The sequence below is a fragment of the Ornithinimicrobium cavernae genome (genome assembly GCF_003121625.1).
Classification (GTDB): Bacteria; Actinomycetota; Actinomycetes; order Actinomycetales; family Dermatophilaceae; genus Ornithinicoccus; species Ornithinicoccus cavernae.
In genome coordinates, this window is sequence record NZ_QDDJ01000012.1 from 117,218 (window position 1) to 130,547 (window position 13,330).

The 13,330-nt window shown below is 72.4% G+C and carries 13 protein-coding genes; 2 read left to right on the forward strand and 11 right to left on the reverse strand.

Features of this window, described 5'->3' with window-relative positions; translation table 11 throughout:
- Nucleotides 1-23 precede the first annotated feature (23 nt).
- A complete protein-coding gene (wecB, locus tag DA085_RS14650) occupies nucleotides 24-1,079 on the forward strand; it encodes a non-hydrolyzing UDP-N-acetylglucosamine 2-epimerase (protein WP_109473715.1) in 1,056 nt (351 codons plus the stop codon).
- 87 nt (nucleotides 1,080-1,166) lie between these two features.
- Here the strand turns inward: wecB and DA085_RS14655 are convergent, their stop codons facing one another.
- Genes DA085_RS14655 through DA085_RS14665 form a run of 3 tightly spaced genes read right to left on the reverse strand, consistent with a single transcriptional unit; the run spans nucleotide 1,167 to nucleotide 5,564 of the window.
- Nucleotides 1,167-2,312 (reverse strand): glycosyltransferase family protein, encoded by a 1,146-nt coding sequence (locus tag DA085_RS14655; protein WP_202619256.1) that lies wholly within the window; start codon nucleotides 2,310-2,312, stop codon nucleotides 1,167-1,169.
- Entirely contained in the window at nucleotides 2,305-3,705 is a 1,401-nt protein-coding gene (locus DA085_RS14660; RefSeq protein ID WP_109473716.1) for a glycosyltransferase, read from the reverse strand. The genes DA085_RS14655 and DA085_RS14660 overlap by 8 nt, the downstream gene beginning before the upstream one ends.
- Nucleotides 3,702-5,564 carry an ABC transporter ATP-binding protein gene (locus tag DA085_RS14665; RefSeq protein ID WP_109473717.1) on the reverse strand — a complete coding sequence of 621 codons (1,863 nt, stop codon included), beginning with the start codon at nucleotides 5,562-5,564 and terminating at the stop codon, nucleotides 3,702-3,704. Before DA085_RS14665 ends, DA085_RS14660 begins: the two co-directional genes overlap by 4 nt.
- Before the next feature lie 207 nt (nucleotides 5,565-5,771).
- Between DA085_RS14665 and DA085_RS14670 the strand changes: the two genes are divergently transcribed.
- Nucleotides 5,772-6,188, forward strand: coding sequence for a CBS domain-containing protein (locus tag DA085_RS14670; protein ID WP_109473718.1), 417 nt, complete (start codon nucleotides 5,772-5,774; stop codon nucleotides 6,186-6,188).
- Between the two features lie 85 nt (nucleotides 6,189-6,273).
- Here DA085_RS14670 and DA085_RS14675 read toward each other — a convergent pair whose 3' ends face one another.
- The 8 genes from DA085_RS14675 to DA085_RS14710 all read right to left on the reverse strand — a co-directional run bounded on the left by DA085_RS14675 (nucleotide 6,274) and on the right by DA085_RS14710 (nucleotide 13,308).
- Nucleotides 6,274-7,005, reverse strand: coding sequence for a DnaJ family domain-containing protein (locus DA085_RS14675; RefSeq protein ID WP_237565548.1), 732 nt, complete (start codon nucleotides 7,003-7,005; stop codon nucleotides 6,274-6,276).
- 2 nt (nucleotides 7,006-7,007) lie between these two features.
- Nucleotides 7,008-7,364, reverse strand: coding sequence for an MmcQ/YjbR family DNA-binding protein (locus DA085_RS14680; RefSeq protein ID WP_237565539.1), 357 nt, complete (start codon nucleotides 7,362-7,364; stop codon nucleotides 7,008-7,010).
- Nucleotides 7,365-7,390: 26 nt separating this feature from the next.
- Nucleotides 7,391-8,173: a methyltransferase domain-containing protein gene (locus DA085_RS14685; RefSeq protein WP_109473719.1), complete on the reverse strand. Its 783-nt coding sequence runs from the start codon at nucleotides 8,171-8,173 to the stop codon at nucleotides 7,391-7,393.
- A 123-nt stretch (nucleotides 8,174-8,296) separates the two neighbouring features.
- Nucleotides 8,297-9,133, reverse strand: a complete 837-nt coding sequence (locus tag DA085_RS14690) for a zinc metalloprotease (protein ID WP_109473720.1) — start codon at nucleotides 9,131-9,133, stop codon at nucleotides 8,297-8,299.
- 257 nt (nucleotides 9,134-9,390) lie between these two features.
- The gene (locus DA085_RS14695) at nucleotides 9,391-10,584 is read right to left on the reverse strand and encodes a glycosyltransferase family 4 protein (RefSeq protein ID WP_109473721.1); all 1,194 of its coding nucleotides are present in this window, start codon (nucleotides 10,582-10,584) and stop codon (nucleotides 9,391-9,393) included.
- Nucleotides 10,581-11,600 (reverse strand): Gfo/Idh/MocA family protein, encoded by a 1,020-nt coding sequence (locus DA085_RS14700; protein WP_109473722.1) that lies wholly within the window; start codon nucleotides 11,598-11,600, stop codon nucleotides 10,581-10,583. The genes DA085_RS14695 and DA085_RS14700 overlap by 4 nt, the downstream gene beginning before the upstream one ends.
- Entirely contained in the window at nucleotides 11,600-12,715 is a 1,116-nt protein-coding gene (locus tag DA085_RS14705) for a DegT/DnrJ/EryC1/StrS family aminotransferase (protein WP_109473723.1), read from the reverse strand. The genes DA085_RS14700 and DA085_RS14705 overlap by 1 nt, the downstream gene beginning before the upstream one ends.
- Nucleotides 12,712-13,308 (reverse strand): acyltransferase, encoded by a 597-nt coding sequence (locus DA085_RS14710; RefSeq protein ID WP_109473724.1) that lies wholly within the window; start codon nucleotides 13,306-13,308, stop codon nucleotides 12,712-12,714. Before DA085_RS14710 ends, DA085_RS14705 begins: the two co-directional genes overlap by 4 nt.
- Nucleotides 13,309-13,330 lie beyond the last annotated feature (22 nt).

The window sequence follows — 13,330 nt, forward strand, 5'->3', positions numbered from 1 at the left end:
CGCCCGACCGTAGGGTGGGCTGCGTGAAGATCCTCAGCGTCGTCGGTGCCCGCCCGCAGTTCGTCAAGCTCGCGCCCGTGGCCGACGAGTGCCGGCGCCGCGGGGTGGAGCACGTGATCGTGCACACGGGGCAGCACTACGACCCGATGCTGTCCGACGTCTTCTTCAGCGATCTCGGCATCCCCGCCCCGGACGTGCACCTCGGCGTGGGCTCCGGCAGCCACGGCCAGCAGACCGGTGCCATCCTCGGCGCGATGGACGCGGTGGTGGAGGAGCACCGGCCCGACTGGGTGCTGGTCTACGGCGACACCAACTCCACGCTGGCCGGCGCGCTGTCGGCGGTGAAGCTGCACATGCCGGTCGCGCACCTGGAGGCCGGGCTGCGCTCGTTCAACCGGAGGATGCCCGAGGAGCACAACCGGGTGCTCACCGACCACGCGGCGGACCTGCTGCTCGCGCCGACCCAGGTGGCGATGGACCACCTGGCGGCCGAGGGCCTGTCCGCGCGGGCCGTCCTGGTGGGCGACGTGATGGTCGACGTGCTGATGCTGGTGCGGGAGCGGCTCGCCGACACCGGCGCGGTGCTGGAGCGCCTGGGCCTGTCGTCCGGCGAGTTCTCCGTGGCGACGATCCACCGCGCCGAGAACACCGACGACCCGGCCCGCCTCTCGGCGATCGTCACCGCGCTGCAGCAGGTGGACCACCCCGTGGTCCTCCTGGCCCACCCGCGGCTGCGCGTCAGGGCCGCCGAGCACGGACTGGACCTGGACGGCGGCTCGCTGACGACCCGCGACCCGCTCGCCTACCCGGACCTGGTGGCCGCGGTCGACGCCGCCCGCGGCGTCATCACCGACTCCGGCGGCCTGCAGAAGGAGGCCTTCGTGCTGCGGACGCCCTGCACGACGGTGCGCACCGAGACCGAGTGGGTGGAGACCGTCGAGCTGGGGTGGAACGTGCTGGTCGAGCCCGGCCCCGCCGTGGCGGCCGCCGCCTCCCGCACCGCCCCTCCGTCGACCGACGCCGCGCCCTACGGCACCGGCCGGGCCGCAGCCCTGGTGCTGGACGCGCTCACCAGCTGAGGGAAACGTCGCCGGGTGCGTTCCTGCACAACCCACCTGAGCACTGGGCGGGCCCGCGTCACGCCTCGGGCCAGGGGGATGGCTCCCTCAGCGTGTCGCCCGGGCACGCTCGGCCAGGGCCGCGACCGGCTCGGCCCAGCCGTGCACCTGCTCCTCGGCGCACAGCACGCTCGCCGCGCGGTCACTGGCGGCCTTGGCTGCGGCCACACCCTCCGGAGTCAGCGCGTTGATGGCTGCGGCGAACGCCTCCGGCGTGAAGTCCTGAGCGACGACACCCAGGTCGTGCTCCTCCACCAGCGACGCCATCTCCGGGCTCGGACCGATCATCAGGGCGAGCCGCGCCTGCACGAAGTCGAAGAACTTGTTGGGCAGGGCCCAGCGGAAGTTGAACGAGATCGGCGGCAGTGAGTAGACCCCCACGTCGTAGGCACTGAGGGTCGCGACGATCTGGTCCGTCGGCACGGGGTCGTGGATCGTGACCGCCGGGTCGGTGGCGAACCGCTCGCGCAGACCCGGGACGTAGCCGTCGCCCTGGTCGATCAGGTAGAGGTCCAGCGTTGCCCCGTTCCTGACCTGGCCCATCGCCTCGAGCATCACGTCGAGCCGGGTCGCCACCCCGTTCCCGGCGTGGACCAGCCTGGGCGGCCACGCGACCGGCGTCGGCTCCAGCTCCCGGCGGTGCGGGGCGTTCATCACCACACCGCAGTCCAGCCCGAACACCCGGTGGTACTCCGCGGCGATGCCCTGCCCGACGGTTGTCACCGAGTCGGCGCGGACACCATAGGTGCGCACCAGCCAGCGGAAGTAGGGGGCTACGAACAGCCGCCACCGCCGCAGCTCCTCGTTCTGCCGAGGGTGGTACTCGTGCAGGTCGGCGTGGACTCCCCCGCGCGGGGCGAGGTCGAGCGCGAGCGGCACGGTGTCGATATCGTCGGCGAGCACCACGTCGTAGCGCCCCGTGTGTCCCTCCAGCAGCGCCGTTGCGGCGGCGACCACCGGCGACGTCCGGTAGGCCGCCTCGTAGCGCCGGAGCAGGAGCAGCCTGCGGTCCTTGTGCCAGCTGACCGCCTCATCCGGCAGCCGGAGGTGCTCGACCACCCCCTCGGGCGAGGGTCCGTAGCCCAGCGTCGTGACGGCATACTCCCGCTCGAAGAGACGGATCTGCCGCAGCACGCGCGCGTCCGAGACCAACGGGCTGAACGACATGATGAGCAGGGTGGGCCGGTCAGCCACGGCGGCCCTCCAGGACGCGGGTGTATAGACCGACCAGGTCGGCCGCCTCGTGCTCCCACGTGAGCTCGGCGGCAGCCTCGCGGGCCGCCGCGCGGTAGGTCGTGGGGTCGGCCAGGACCTGCTCGATCGCCGCCGCGAGCTCGGCCGGGGTGGTGGCGTCGAAGACCTCACCCACGCCGTAGTGACGGACGATCGCCGAGGTGTCCGGCAGGTCGGCGGCGACGATCGGGAGCCCGGCGTGGATCGACTCGAAGAGCTTGTTGGGCAGGGAGTAGCGGTAGGACAGGCAGATCGGTCGGACATAGACGACCGCGACGTCGGCGTCGGCGAGGGTCTGCGGCACCTGCGGCGACGGCACGCTGCCGGCCAGGTGCACCCGATCGCTGACACCGGCGCCGCGGGCCCGCTCGAGCAGGCCGGCGATGTAGCGCTCGTCGCCGTAGCCGAGCAGCACCAGGTGGGTGTCCGGGGGCAGGAGGGCCATGGCGTCGACCGTCTCCTCGAGCCCGCGGCCGGTGGTGATGCCCCCGACGTAGGAGACGACCTTGTCCTGCGCCGCCAGCCCGGCCAGCTCACGCAGCCGCCCGCCCGCAGGGTCGGGCAGGGCACGTGCCGTCGGGATGTTGCGGACCAGCGTGGGCCGGACCGTGAGCGAGTAGGTGCGCTGTAGCCACTCGGCGATCGACGGGGACACGGTGATGACCCCCGCGGCGACACGGACCCCGACAGACTCGATCAGAGCCTCGACAGCCGGCGCCAGCCAGCGGTCCTGACGGATGTTGCGGCGCCGCCACAGCTCGTGCGAGTCGTAGACGACGCGGCCCGGCGTGCCGAGCGTGATCAGCACGGCGGGGACGAGCGCGTTGGCGTCGTTGGCGTGCACCACGTCCGGCTCCAGGCTGCGCCCCTCGCGGACCGCACCGAGCCACCAGTAGCCGAGACGAGCGGTCTGGTAGGTGCGCATCCAGACGTCCGCGGCCCGGGCGACGAGCCGGTCGCGCCCCGAGGGCACGGTCGGTGCGGTCTCGCTCTCCCTGCGGCCGGTCGCAGCCGGCGGTGTCTGTGCCTGTGGCAGGGGCACCGCGCTGGGTGCCGTGGCCTGCTCTCTCAGGTCCTTGCCACGGAACCGCCGCCAGGCACGGGTGAGGCCCGGCAGCATCCGGGTGAGGTTGAGGTCCGGGGCGCGGTGCACCTCCAGGTCGCCGACCTGACCGGTGCCCGCGGGGTGTCCGGCCAGGTCGCGCGCCGAGGCGACGATGCGGGCGTCGGCGCCGGCCGCCCGCAGGGTCGCGGTGGTCTTCAGGACGCGGGAGTCGGTGCTGGCGTCGTTGTAGACGAGGGAGACGACGCGTGGTGCGCGGCCGTCGAGGCGGGGCAGCTGCGGGATGCTCACGGTTCCTCCCCCACCGGGGCTGCGGGCTCGGTGACCTGGTCGCCCTCCGTGCTGTGCAGCCCGGCGAGCGCGGCCTGGGCGGCGAAGTCGGGTTCGGCCGCAACCACCTCGTCGAAGGTGCCGGTGGCGACCATCCGACCGTCGCGCATGAAGCAGACCTGGTTGCTGTGGCGGATCGTGGCCAGCCGGTGGGCCACGACGATGACCGAGACCTCTCCCTGCAGCTCCCGGATCGCGTTGGTGACGGCTGCCTCGGTCGAGGTGTCCAGCGCGGACGTGGCCTCGTCCATGACCAGGACGAGGGGCTCGTTGTAGAGGGCACGGGCCACGCCGAGGCGTTGGCGCTGCCCGCCGGAGAGGCTCAGACCGCGCTCCCCGACCCTGCCGTGTATGCCGTCGGGCCGGGCCTCGATGACATCCAGCAGCTGCGCCCTGGCCAGGGCACGGCGGACCCGCTCCTCGTCGACGTCCTCGTCCTTCCAGCTGAGCGCGACGTTGCGGGCCACCGAGGCGTCGAAGAGCGAGACCTCCTGCGGCACGTAGCCGACCCGGCTCTGCCAGGCGCGCATCACGTCGGTCAGGGGGTAGTCGTCCACCAGGATCTGGCCGCGCTGTGGCTCCAGGAGCCCCAGCACCAGGTCGACCAGCGTCGACTTCCCGGACCCCGAGGCACCGACCAGAGCGAGGGTCTCCCCGAAGGGGAGCTCGAGGCTCACGTCGAGGACGGCCGGCACCCCCGCGCCCGGGTAGGTGAAGGACACGTTCTCCAGCCGCAGCGTCCGGGCGTCGTCCGGCAGTGGTTCGCGGCCCAGCTGCCGGTCCGCCTCGGCATACGTCCGGCCACGCTCGATCTCCCCGATCACCTCCTGCGCGTAGGGCAGGTTGGCCCCGGTCTGACCCATGATGGTCTGGAACCTGGTGAGCGAGGGCACGAGGCGGAAACCGGCGACGCCGAACAGCGCCACCGCGGCCAACGCACCGTTGACCGGGTCGGGGTCCCCCGCGGCCTGGGCCTGGAGGTAGCCGATCACGGCGCCGAGGGCCAGGCCGCCGATGAGACCGGCCTCCAGGACGTAGCGCGGGATCACCCCGAGGAAGCTCTGGTTGGCCCGCGCCCGTGAGGCACGGCCACGGACCCGGAGCACGATCTCGGCGACCTCGTGGGACTTGTCCCGCAGCGTGATCTCCTTGAGCGAGTGGACCATCTCGCTGACCAGCCGGACCGCCCGCCGCGACGACTCGCGGTTCTCCTCGCCGGCCCGCACCGCCCGCTTGTGCACCACCGAGAACAGGATCACGGCGACGACGCCGAAGTAGATGATGGTGGCCAGCGCCAGGACCGGTTGGGCGACCACCAGCACGACCAGGACGGCCAGGAAGGTGAAGACCTCGCCGGACAGCTGGGCGAACGGGATGAGCACGCCTGAGACGGTCGCGCCCACGCCGACGTCGGTGGAGCGGGCGATGTCGGTGGAGTTGCGCTGCAACCGCTCGGCCCACGGTGCCCGGAACGTGCCCTCCAGCAGCTGGGCGCCCAGGGTCTGCTCGAACCGCGCGAACCGTCGCGTCGCCCACCACTGCAGTCCGATGGCGAACACCGACTTGCCGATGATCAGCCCACCGACGAGCAGCAGCACGACGGCGAACTCGTGGGGCTCGTCCAGGACGGCGCCGAGCACGGGGATCGTCGCGGCGCTCTGCGCGAGCATCGGGGCCAGCACGACGGCCAGCAGACCCAGGGCGGCGACGTCCAGCATCGCGAGCATGCTCTGCAGCACCGCAAAGGTCAGGAAGAACCGTCGGGTCCCCGCGGGGAGGACCGTCAGGAGCTCGCGGACCGTGCGGAACAGGGCGAGCATCTGCTCCTCGTCTCTCTCGGTCAGTCAGTCGTATGCCGTGTGCCGGCGCCGGCCCCTCCGTCCCTGCCGGGCCGTCCCAGCCTAATGGCCGAGGTCCGGTCATCGTGACGCTCGTCGGGTCGCGGTCCGCTCCGCCGGTGGCGCATCCGCCCGACGCGGAGGATGCTGGAGGGTGCCCACACCCACCCAAGGAGGTGCATCGAGAAGATGAAAGCACAGGACGTGATGAGCTCCGGTGCCGAGTGCATCAAGGAGGACCAGTCCCTGCTCGAGGCCGGGAAGATGATGCGTGACCTGGACGTCGGGTCACTGCCGATCTGCGGCAAGGACGACAAGCTGCACGGCATGATCACGGATCGCGACATCGTCGTGCGCTGTCTGGCCGAGGACGGCGACTGCAGCACGATGACGGCCGGCTCCCTGGCCCAGGGCACGATCTACTGGATCGACGCCGACAGCGACGTGGACGACGCGCTCGCCGTGATGCAGGAGCACCAGGTCAAGCGCCTGCCGGTCATGAGGGACCACCGACTGGTCGGCATGATCAGCGAGTCGGACGTGACACGCCAGCTCGACGACAGCCGGATCAGTCACTTCGCCCAGGAGGTCTACGCCTCCCACTGAGGCCAGGTCCGATGAGCGCCCGCCCTGCAGGACGCGGGCGCTCGTCGCGCGCGCTCCGCCTGTCCCGGCGCCCTCGCACCGTCCGTCACAGGGCGGTCCACACCAGCATGGCGACCAGGCAGACCACGAGGGTCAGAGCCAGGGCCCGCACCCACGCCTTCTGCCGCGGGCTCTCGCCCAGGTCGGCTGCCCCGGACAGCTCCGGCGTGGCGTCATGGTGGACCGTCTCGGACGGCACCTCGACGACCCGGCGCTCGCGGTCAGCCCGCAGCTCCCGCCACCGCACCACCATCTCGTCGACGTCCACGCGGCCCGCGATCGCTGGCGGGTTCGGCCCGACCACCGGCTTGCGACGGTCCTCGATCACCCGGGCGTTGTAGTCCTCCAACCGCTCACGGACCGCGACCTCGTCGGCGATCCCGGCGAGCGACTCCGGGAACCCGCGCCGCTCCTGCCGCAGCGCCAGGACCGTGGGCAGCGCCGAGCTCAGGTCCAGCTTCTCCCGCTCGATCAGCCCCTTGACCCACCAGTCGGGGTCGTTCTGGTCGAGGTTCCTCAGCGGCTTGCCCGCCCCCGGCAGGTTGTCGAAGTCACCGCGGCGCAGGGCCTGCTCGATCTCCAGGTCCACCCAGGAGTGGATCTGCTGGATGTTCATGCGTGGCCGGGCGTCCTGCGCCTGCGAACGGCGGAGTCGTTCCTCGGCCTCGGCGACGGACTCGACGTGCGCGGACTCCTCCGTCGACCCGGGATGACCCTGCCCGTCGCTCGGCCGCCCACCGCCGCCCCGGTCGGGGAAGACGCCCCCGCTGCTCGGCATACTCACTGGTCCCATCCCTCCGGTCGGTGCTTCTGGGGGAGCTTGGCCACGACCATGGCGTAGCTGTCCGCGATCGCCTCACACAGCTCGTCGTCCCCGATCGCCCCGCCGCGGCGCAGCGTGTTCCAGCCGGACCGGCCGAGGTAGGCCATCACGCTCGCGTCATCGGGGTAGCGCTCGAGCCACTCATCGGCCTCCTCGCGGGTCCCGCACTTCACGCCGACGGTGGCGTGACCGAGGAAGGCGAAGATCTTGCCGGCGCCATCCGGGCCCACCTTGGCGACCCGGTCGCCCTCCCACGGCTCGTCGGGCCAGGCACCCGGCATCCCGAGTGCGTAGTCACTCACCAGGTCCGCCACGTCGCCTCCCGTCCGTGGTCACGAGTCTACAAACCGGAGCGGTGTGCCACCACGAAGATTCGCCGGAACGGCAGCACGGTGCCCAGCTCCTGCCGCGGGTAGGCCGCCCGGAGCTCCGCCCGGTAGTCCGCCACGAACTCCTCGCGCACACCGGCGGGCAGCGCCTGCAGCACCGGTCGGGCACCCGTCCCCGAGATCCACTCGAACACGGGGTCCTCCCCCTGCAGCACGTGCAGGTAGGTCGTCTCCCACGCCTCGACCTGCCAGCCCGGTCGGGTCAGCAGCGCCAGGTAGTCGGCCGGCTCGAGGACGCCCGCCCGGGGACCGAGGGCTGCGGTGAAGCGGGAGTAGGCCGGGCGCGCGGCGGTCTCCCACAGGAGCCGGTGGCTGGGCGCGTCGAAGTTGCCCGGGACCTGGAAGGCGAGGGCACCGCCGGGTGCGATGTGCCGGGTCCACGGCAGCAGCAGGTCGGCATGGTCGGGGATCCACTGCAGCATCGCGTTGGACACCAGCACGTCGACGGGCCGCTCCGGCGTCCACTGCGCCGCATCGACGACGTCATAGGTGGTCAGCGGGTCGGTGTTCTCCGCCTGTGCCCGGGCGATCATCTCCGCCGACGAGTCCAGCCCCGTGATGTGCGCCTCCGGCCAGCGCTGGCGCAGGACGGGGGTCAACTGTCCCGGCCCGCAGCCCAGGTCGACCACGCTGGTCGCCTCACCGGGGATGCGGGCGACGAGGTCGACGAAGGGGCGGCCGCGCTCGTCCGCGTAGCGAAGGTACTGGCCCGGGTCCCAGGTCGCGCTCGTCATACCCCTATCCAAGCAACCATCTCCTGCGGGCCCCCAGTGTGCCCGGCAGTGCCGCGTCGGAGGGCCTCGGCCGCGGGCCGCGTGACGTGCCCTGCGCCCGGCACGGCTACCCGCTGTCGCTGCCTACCGGCACCCGATGGCTCCGAGCTCGGCGAGCCCGGCGAGGTCACCGTCGCCGTAGCTGGTGGCGAAGCCGCCCCGCTCGTGCATCAGCTGGCGCGGGTCGTCGACGTGGCCGAGCCCGACGAGGTGGCCGAACTCGTGGTCCACGATGGCCTGTCTGATGTCACCGGACCGCATGTCCTCGTAGGCGTCGCGGTCAAGGATGACGAAGCCGGTGACATAGCGCTCCCGGCCTCCCCCATAAGCCGAGACGCGGTAGCTGCCACCGACACCGGCGATGTCCCCCTCCAGGTCCGGCGCCTCGGTCTCGTCGGCCCACATGACCAGCACGGGGTCGTCCATGCTCATCGACTCGAACTCACGGTCCTCGGTGGTGCCGACCAGCTCGAACTGCAGGCCGGTCGCCTCGCTCGTGCGGGCGATGGCGGTCTCCACCAGCTCCTGGTGGTCACCGGGCGCCCCGTCGGGGTTGATCGCGACCTCGATCACCTCACAAGGGTTGTAGCCGACCGGCTCGCCGGTGTCGGCCTGGGTCGCCATGAAGCTGTAGTCACCGGGTCCGCTGGGGATGTCCCGAGCAGGCAGGAGCCGCTCGGGTGTCGTGCCGAGGAGGTCGTGCACGCGGTCGGGAAAGATCTGGGGCTGGATCGCGAAGACCGCCGAGACGGTCACCGCGGCCACGACCACCAGGGAGACGACCCCGGAGGCCGGCGAGGACCTCCGGCGCGGCGGCGGTGGCTGACCGTAGGCGCCCATCCCGTAGGTCTGGTCCAGCCAGTCCAGCTCGCGCAGGCGCCGCTCCATCTCACGCTGCCTGCGGCGTCGGGACCCGAACATGGATGAAGTATGCCTTGACATCCTCCCCGGATGGAGGTCCGAGGATTCTCGGCTGCTAGGCGGCCGGTGGGTTGGCGCTGCCAGCGGGGACCGCTGGGCTTGCACGCCCTGACGCCCCGTGCCCCGGGGCCTGAGCTTCTAGCGCGCGGGCCAGGAGCGCGCCACCACCGACGATCAAGGAATGCATCGAGACCACGACCCACGGTTCTGACCAGCGGATAAGAACCGTGCGGTGGCAGGACGGGACGCGTATGCCGTCAGTCGGCGGCGGCGAGCACCGCACCGGCGGCCTCGGCTCCGGTCCGCGCCAGGGACCGGTGCTCCAGCACCCACGCGGCGCGCCGGCGCCGCTCCTCGTCCGGCGACGGGTGGGCGGCGAGCACCCGGGCCATCGCGTCGGCCACCGGCCCCACGGCATACTCCACGGCCTCACCCAGCCTGTTGTCGCGCAGGTCGGCTGCCGCGGGCCCCGGGCCGGCATAGACCACGGGGGTGCCGCACGCCAGGGCCGCGAGCACCTTGGTGGGGTAGGCGAAGTCGTAGCCGAGCCCCGGCCTGATCGAGACGACGGCCCCGGCCGCGGCGCGCTGCCAGGCGGCCGCCTGCTCGGGCGGCACCAGCGGACGCAGCTCGATCGTGCCCGCCGGCAGCTGCGCCGCGATCCGCTGCAGCGCGGGCCAGGAGCTGCCCTGCCCCAGGAACACCAGCCGGGCGCCCGGCACCCGGGCCACCACCTCGCGCATCGCCTCGGCGAAGACCTCGGCACCCTGCCACTCGGACGCGGTGCCGGCATAGACGAGGAACGGCTCGCGCGGTGCATCCGGTGGGACCGGTCCGTCCGGGGTGAAGAGCCCGGTGTCGATCCCGTTGCGCACCACGGTCACCGGGTCGGCACCCAGCTCGCGGACCCGGTCGGCCACGCCGTCGGACACGGCGAGCACCTGACCTGCGCCGCGCAGGGCGAACCGCTCGACGGTCCGCAGGAGGCTCACCACCACGCGCGGTGCGCCCACCGACGCCGAGGCGTCGGACCACACGTCGGCGGCGTAGTAGACGTAGGGGACCCGGCGCCCGGCCAGCGAGCGCAGACCGGTCACGACCCGCACGACGGCGCCCGTGGTGGGTGGGGGCTCGACGAGCACGACGTCGGGACGCCGGGTCCTCAGGAGCCGCAGCACGAGGGGCACGTCGAAGGACAGGTACGGCACGTAGCCCCGGACGTAGCCGCTGGCGTCCCGCATCACGGGCGACCGGCGGACCTCGGCGCCCGGCGCGTCGGCGGCATCCTGGGCGGTCAGCCCCGGTGGCGGGGTGCTCGTGAGCACCCGGACACTGGCCCCGCGCGCGACGAGGGCGCGCACGACCTCCGTCAGCCGGAAGGTCGCAGCCGCCGCCTCCGGTGCAAAGATCCGGGAGGCGAGCACCACGCGGAGCGACCGGCGGGCCGTCACAGTGCGACGGTGGTGCCCGTCGCCGCGGACTCGAGCACCGCCTCGACGACCTTCAGCGCGTGCACACCCTCCGACATGCTCACCGCCTCCGAGGCCCTCCCCCACAACCGGTCCCGGAAGTTCTCCTGCTCCACCCGCAGCGGCTCGCGCTTGGCGATGGCATAGCGGATCGAGTCGCCCTCGGACACGCCGCGGAAGACCGCGACCCGCTCCCAGTCGGAGCGGACGTCGCCGTTGGCCACGAAGGTCAGGTCACCGGACAGGGTGTTGGCGATGAACGAGCCCTTCTCACCCGTCGCGACCGTCTCCCGGACCTTGAGCGGGGAGAGCCAGTTGACGACATGGTTGACGATGATGCCGTTCGCCAGCCGACCGGAGGCCACCACCATGTCCTCGTGCTCGCGGCCGGACCGGTGGGCCACCTGGGCACTGATCATCGCGTAGGGCGACTGGGCGATCCAGGAGGTCAGGTCGACGTCGTGCGTGGCCAGGTCCTTGACCACCCCCACGTCGGCGATGCGGGCCGGGAAGGGCCCCTGGCGGGACGTGGTGATCTGGTAGACGCTGCCCAGCTCGCCGGCCTCGATGCGGTGCCGCATCTCCAGCAGGGCGGGGTTGCAGCGCTCGACGTAGCCGACGCAGCCGACCAGGCCGGCGTCCTCGAACGCCCGGGCCACCCGCTCCCCCTCCTCGACGGTCGCGGCGATCGGCTTCTCGATCATCGCGTGCACCCCGGCGGCGGCGAGCTCGAGGGCGACCCGCTCGTGCAGGTAGGTCGGCACGGCCACCATCGCCGCGTCGATGCCCGCGCCGATCAGCGCCCCGACGTCCGGCAGCACCTCGAGGTCACCGGCGACGCCGTGCTTGTCCCCCTGGGCGTCGGCGACGGCGACCAGGTCCATGCCGTCGACCTCCCGGATGACCCGGGCGTGGTGGCGGCCCATCGCCCCGAGACCGATCAGGCCCATCCGGATGGTCTTCCCCTCGGGCAGCGCGGCCCCGTCCGGGCGGCTCATCAGGCGCCCGCCCGCACGGCCGCAGCGACCCCGGCGGCGATCCGCTCCAGGTCCTCCGGGGACAGCGAGGGGTGCACCGGCAGGCTGATCACCTCGGCAGCGGCCCGGGCTGTCTCCGGCAGCTCGTGGGCCGGCGCGAACCGGTGCAGCGAGACCAGCTCGTGGTTGGGCGTCGGGTAGTAGACACCGCATCCCACCCGGTGCTCCTCACGCAGGGCGGTGACCACCCGGTCCCGTTCCGCGGCGCTCGCACCGTCGAGACGGATCGTGTACTGGTGGTAGACGTGGGTGCAGCCCTCGCGCACCGGTGGCACGACGACGCCCTCCAGGTTGGCGTCCAGCCACGCGGCGTTCTCCTGCCGCTGCGCGGTCCAGGCCCCGACCTTGGTGAGCTGCACGCGCCCGATGGCGGCGTGGATGTCGGTCATCCGGTTGTTCAGCCCGACGATCTCGTTGGCGTACTGCTGCTCCATGCCCTGGTTGCGCAGCAGCCGGATCCCGCGAGCCATCTCCTCGTCCTCGCAGGCGACCATGCCGCCCTCCCCCGAGGTCATGTTCTTGGTGGGATAGAGACTGAACATGGCGAAGGTGCCGAAGCTCCCGACCGGTCTGCCGGCATACTGCGCGCCGTGGGCCTGGGCGGCGTCCTCGAACAGCTGCACGCCCGCCTCGTCGGCGATCTCCCCCAGTGAGGTCAGGTCGGCCGGGTGCCCGTAGAGGTGGACCGGCATGATCGCTGCCGTGTTGTCCGTGATGGCGGCCCGCACGCTCTCGGGGGACAGGTTGAAGGTGTCCGGCTCGATGTCGGCGAACACCGGGGTCGCGCCGGTGAGGGCGACCGAGTTGGCGGTCGCGGCAAAGGTGAACGACGGCACGATGACCTCGTCCCCCGGCCCGACGCCCGCGGCCAGCAGGCCCAGGTGCAGGCCCGAGGTGCCCGAGTTGACGGCCACGCACGTCCGTCCGCCCACCAGCTCGTCGGCGAACTCCCGCTCGAAGGCCGCGACCTCGGGCCCCTGGGCGACCATCCCCGAGCGCATCACCCGGTCGACCGCCTCGCGCTCCTCGTCACCGATGATCGGCTTGGCCGCCGGGATCATGGCCAGTTCACTCATTGCTCCACCTTCCGCAGGGTCTGCTCGGACTCCTCGTATGCCGTGCCGCTCACCGGGCAGGTCCACCGTCCGTCCCCATCGTCGCGCAACGGGTGTCCGGCCTCGCCGACCCACCCGATCCGCCGCGCGGGGACGCCGGCGACCAGGGCGTGGTCCGGCACGTCCCTGGTGACCACGGCGCCGGCGGCGACCGTGGCCCAGGCGCCGATCGTCACCGGCGCCACGCAGACCGCCCGGGCCCCGACCGAGGCCCCGCGGCCGATGGTGACGCCGACCGGCTCCCAGTCGTCCGCGCTCTTGAGGCTGCCGTCCGCGTTGATGGCCCGCGGGAAGGTGTCGTTGGTGAGCACCACGGCGGGGCCGATGAACACCCCGTCGGCCAGCACGGCGGGCTCGTAGACGAGGGCGTAGTTCTGCACCTTGCAGTGGTCGCCGAGGCGCACCCCGGCGCCGATGTAGGCACCGCGGCCGATGATGCAGCCCGCTCCGAGGACGGCGCCCTCACGGACCTGGGCCAGGTGCCAGACCGCGGTGCCGTCCCCGACGGTGGCGTCCTGCGAGACCTCTGCGCTGTCGACGATGCGCGTCGCCACCGTGTCCTCCTGTGGTGTGGGA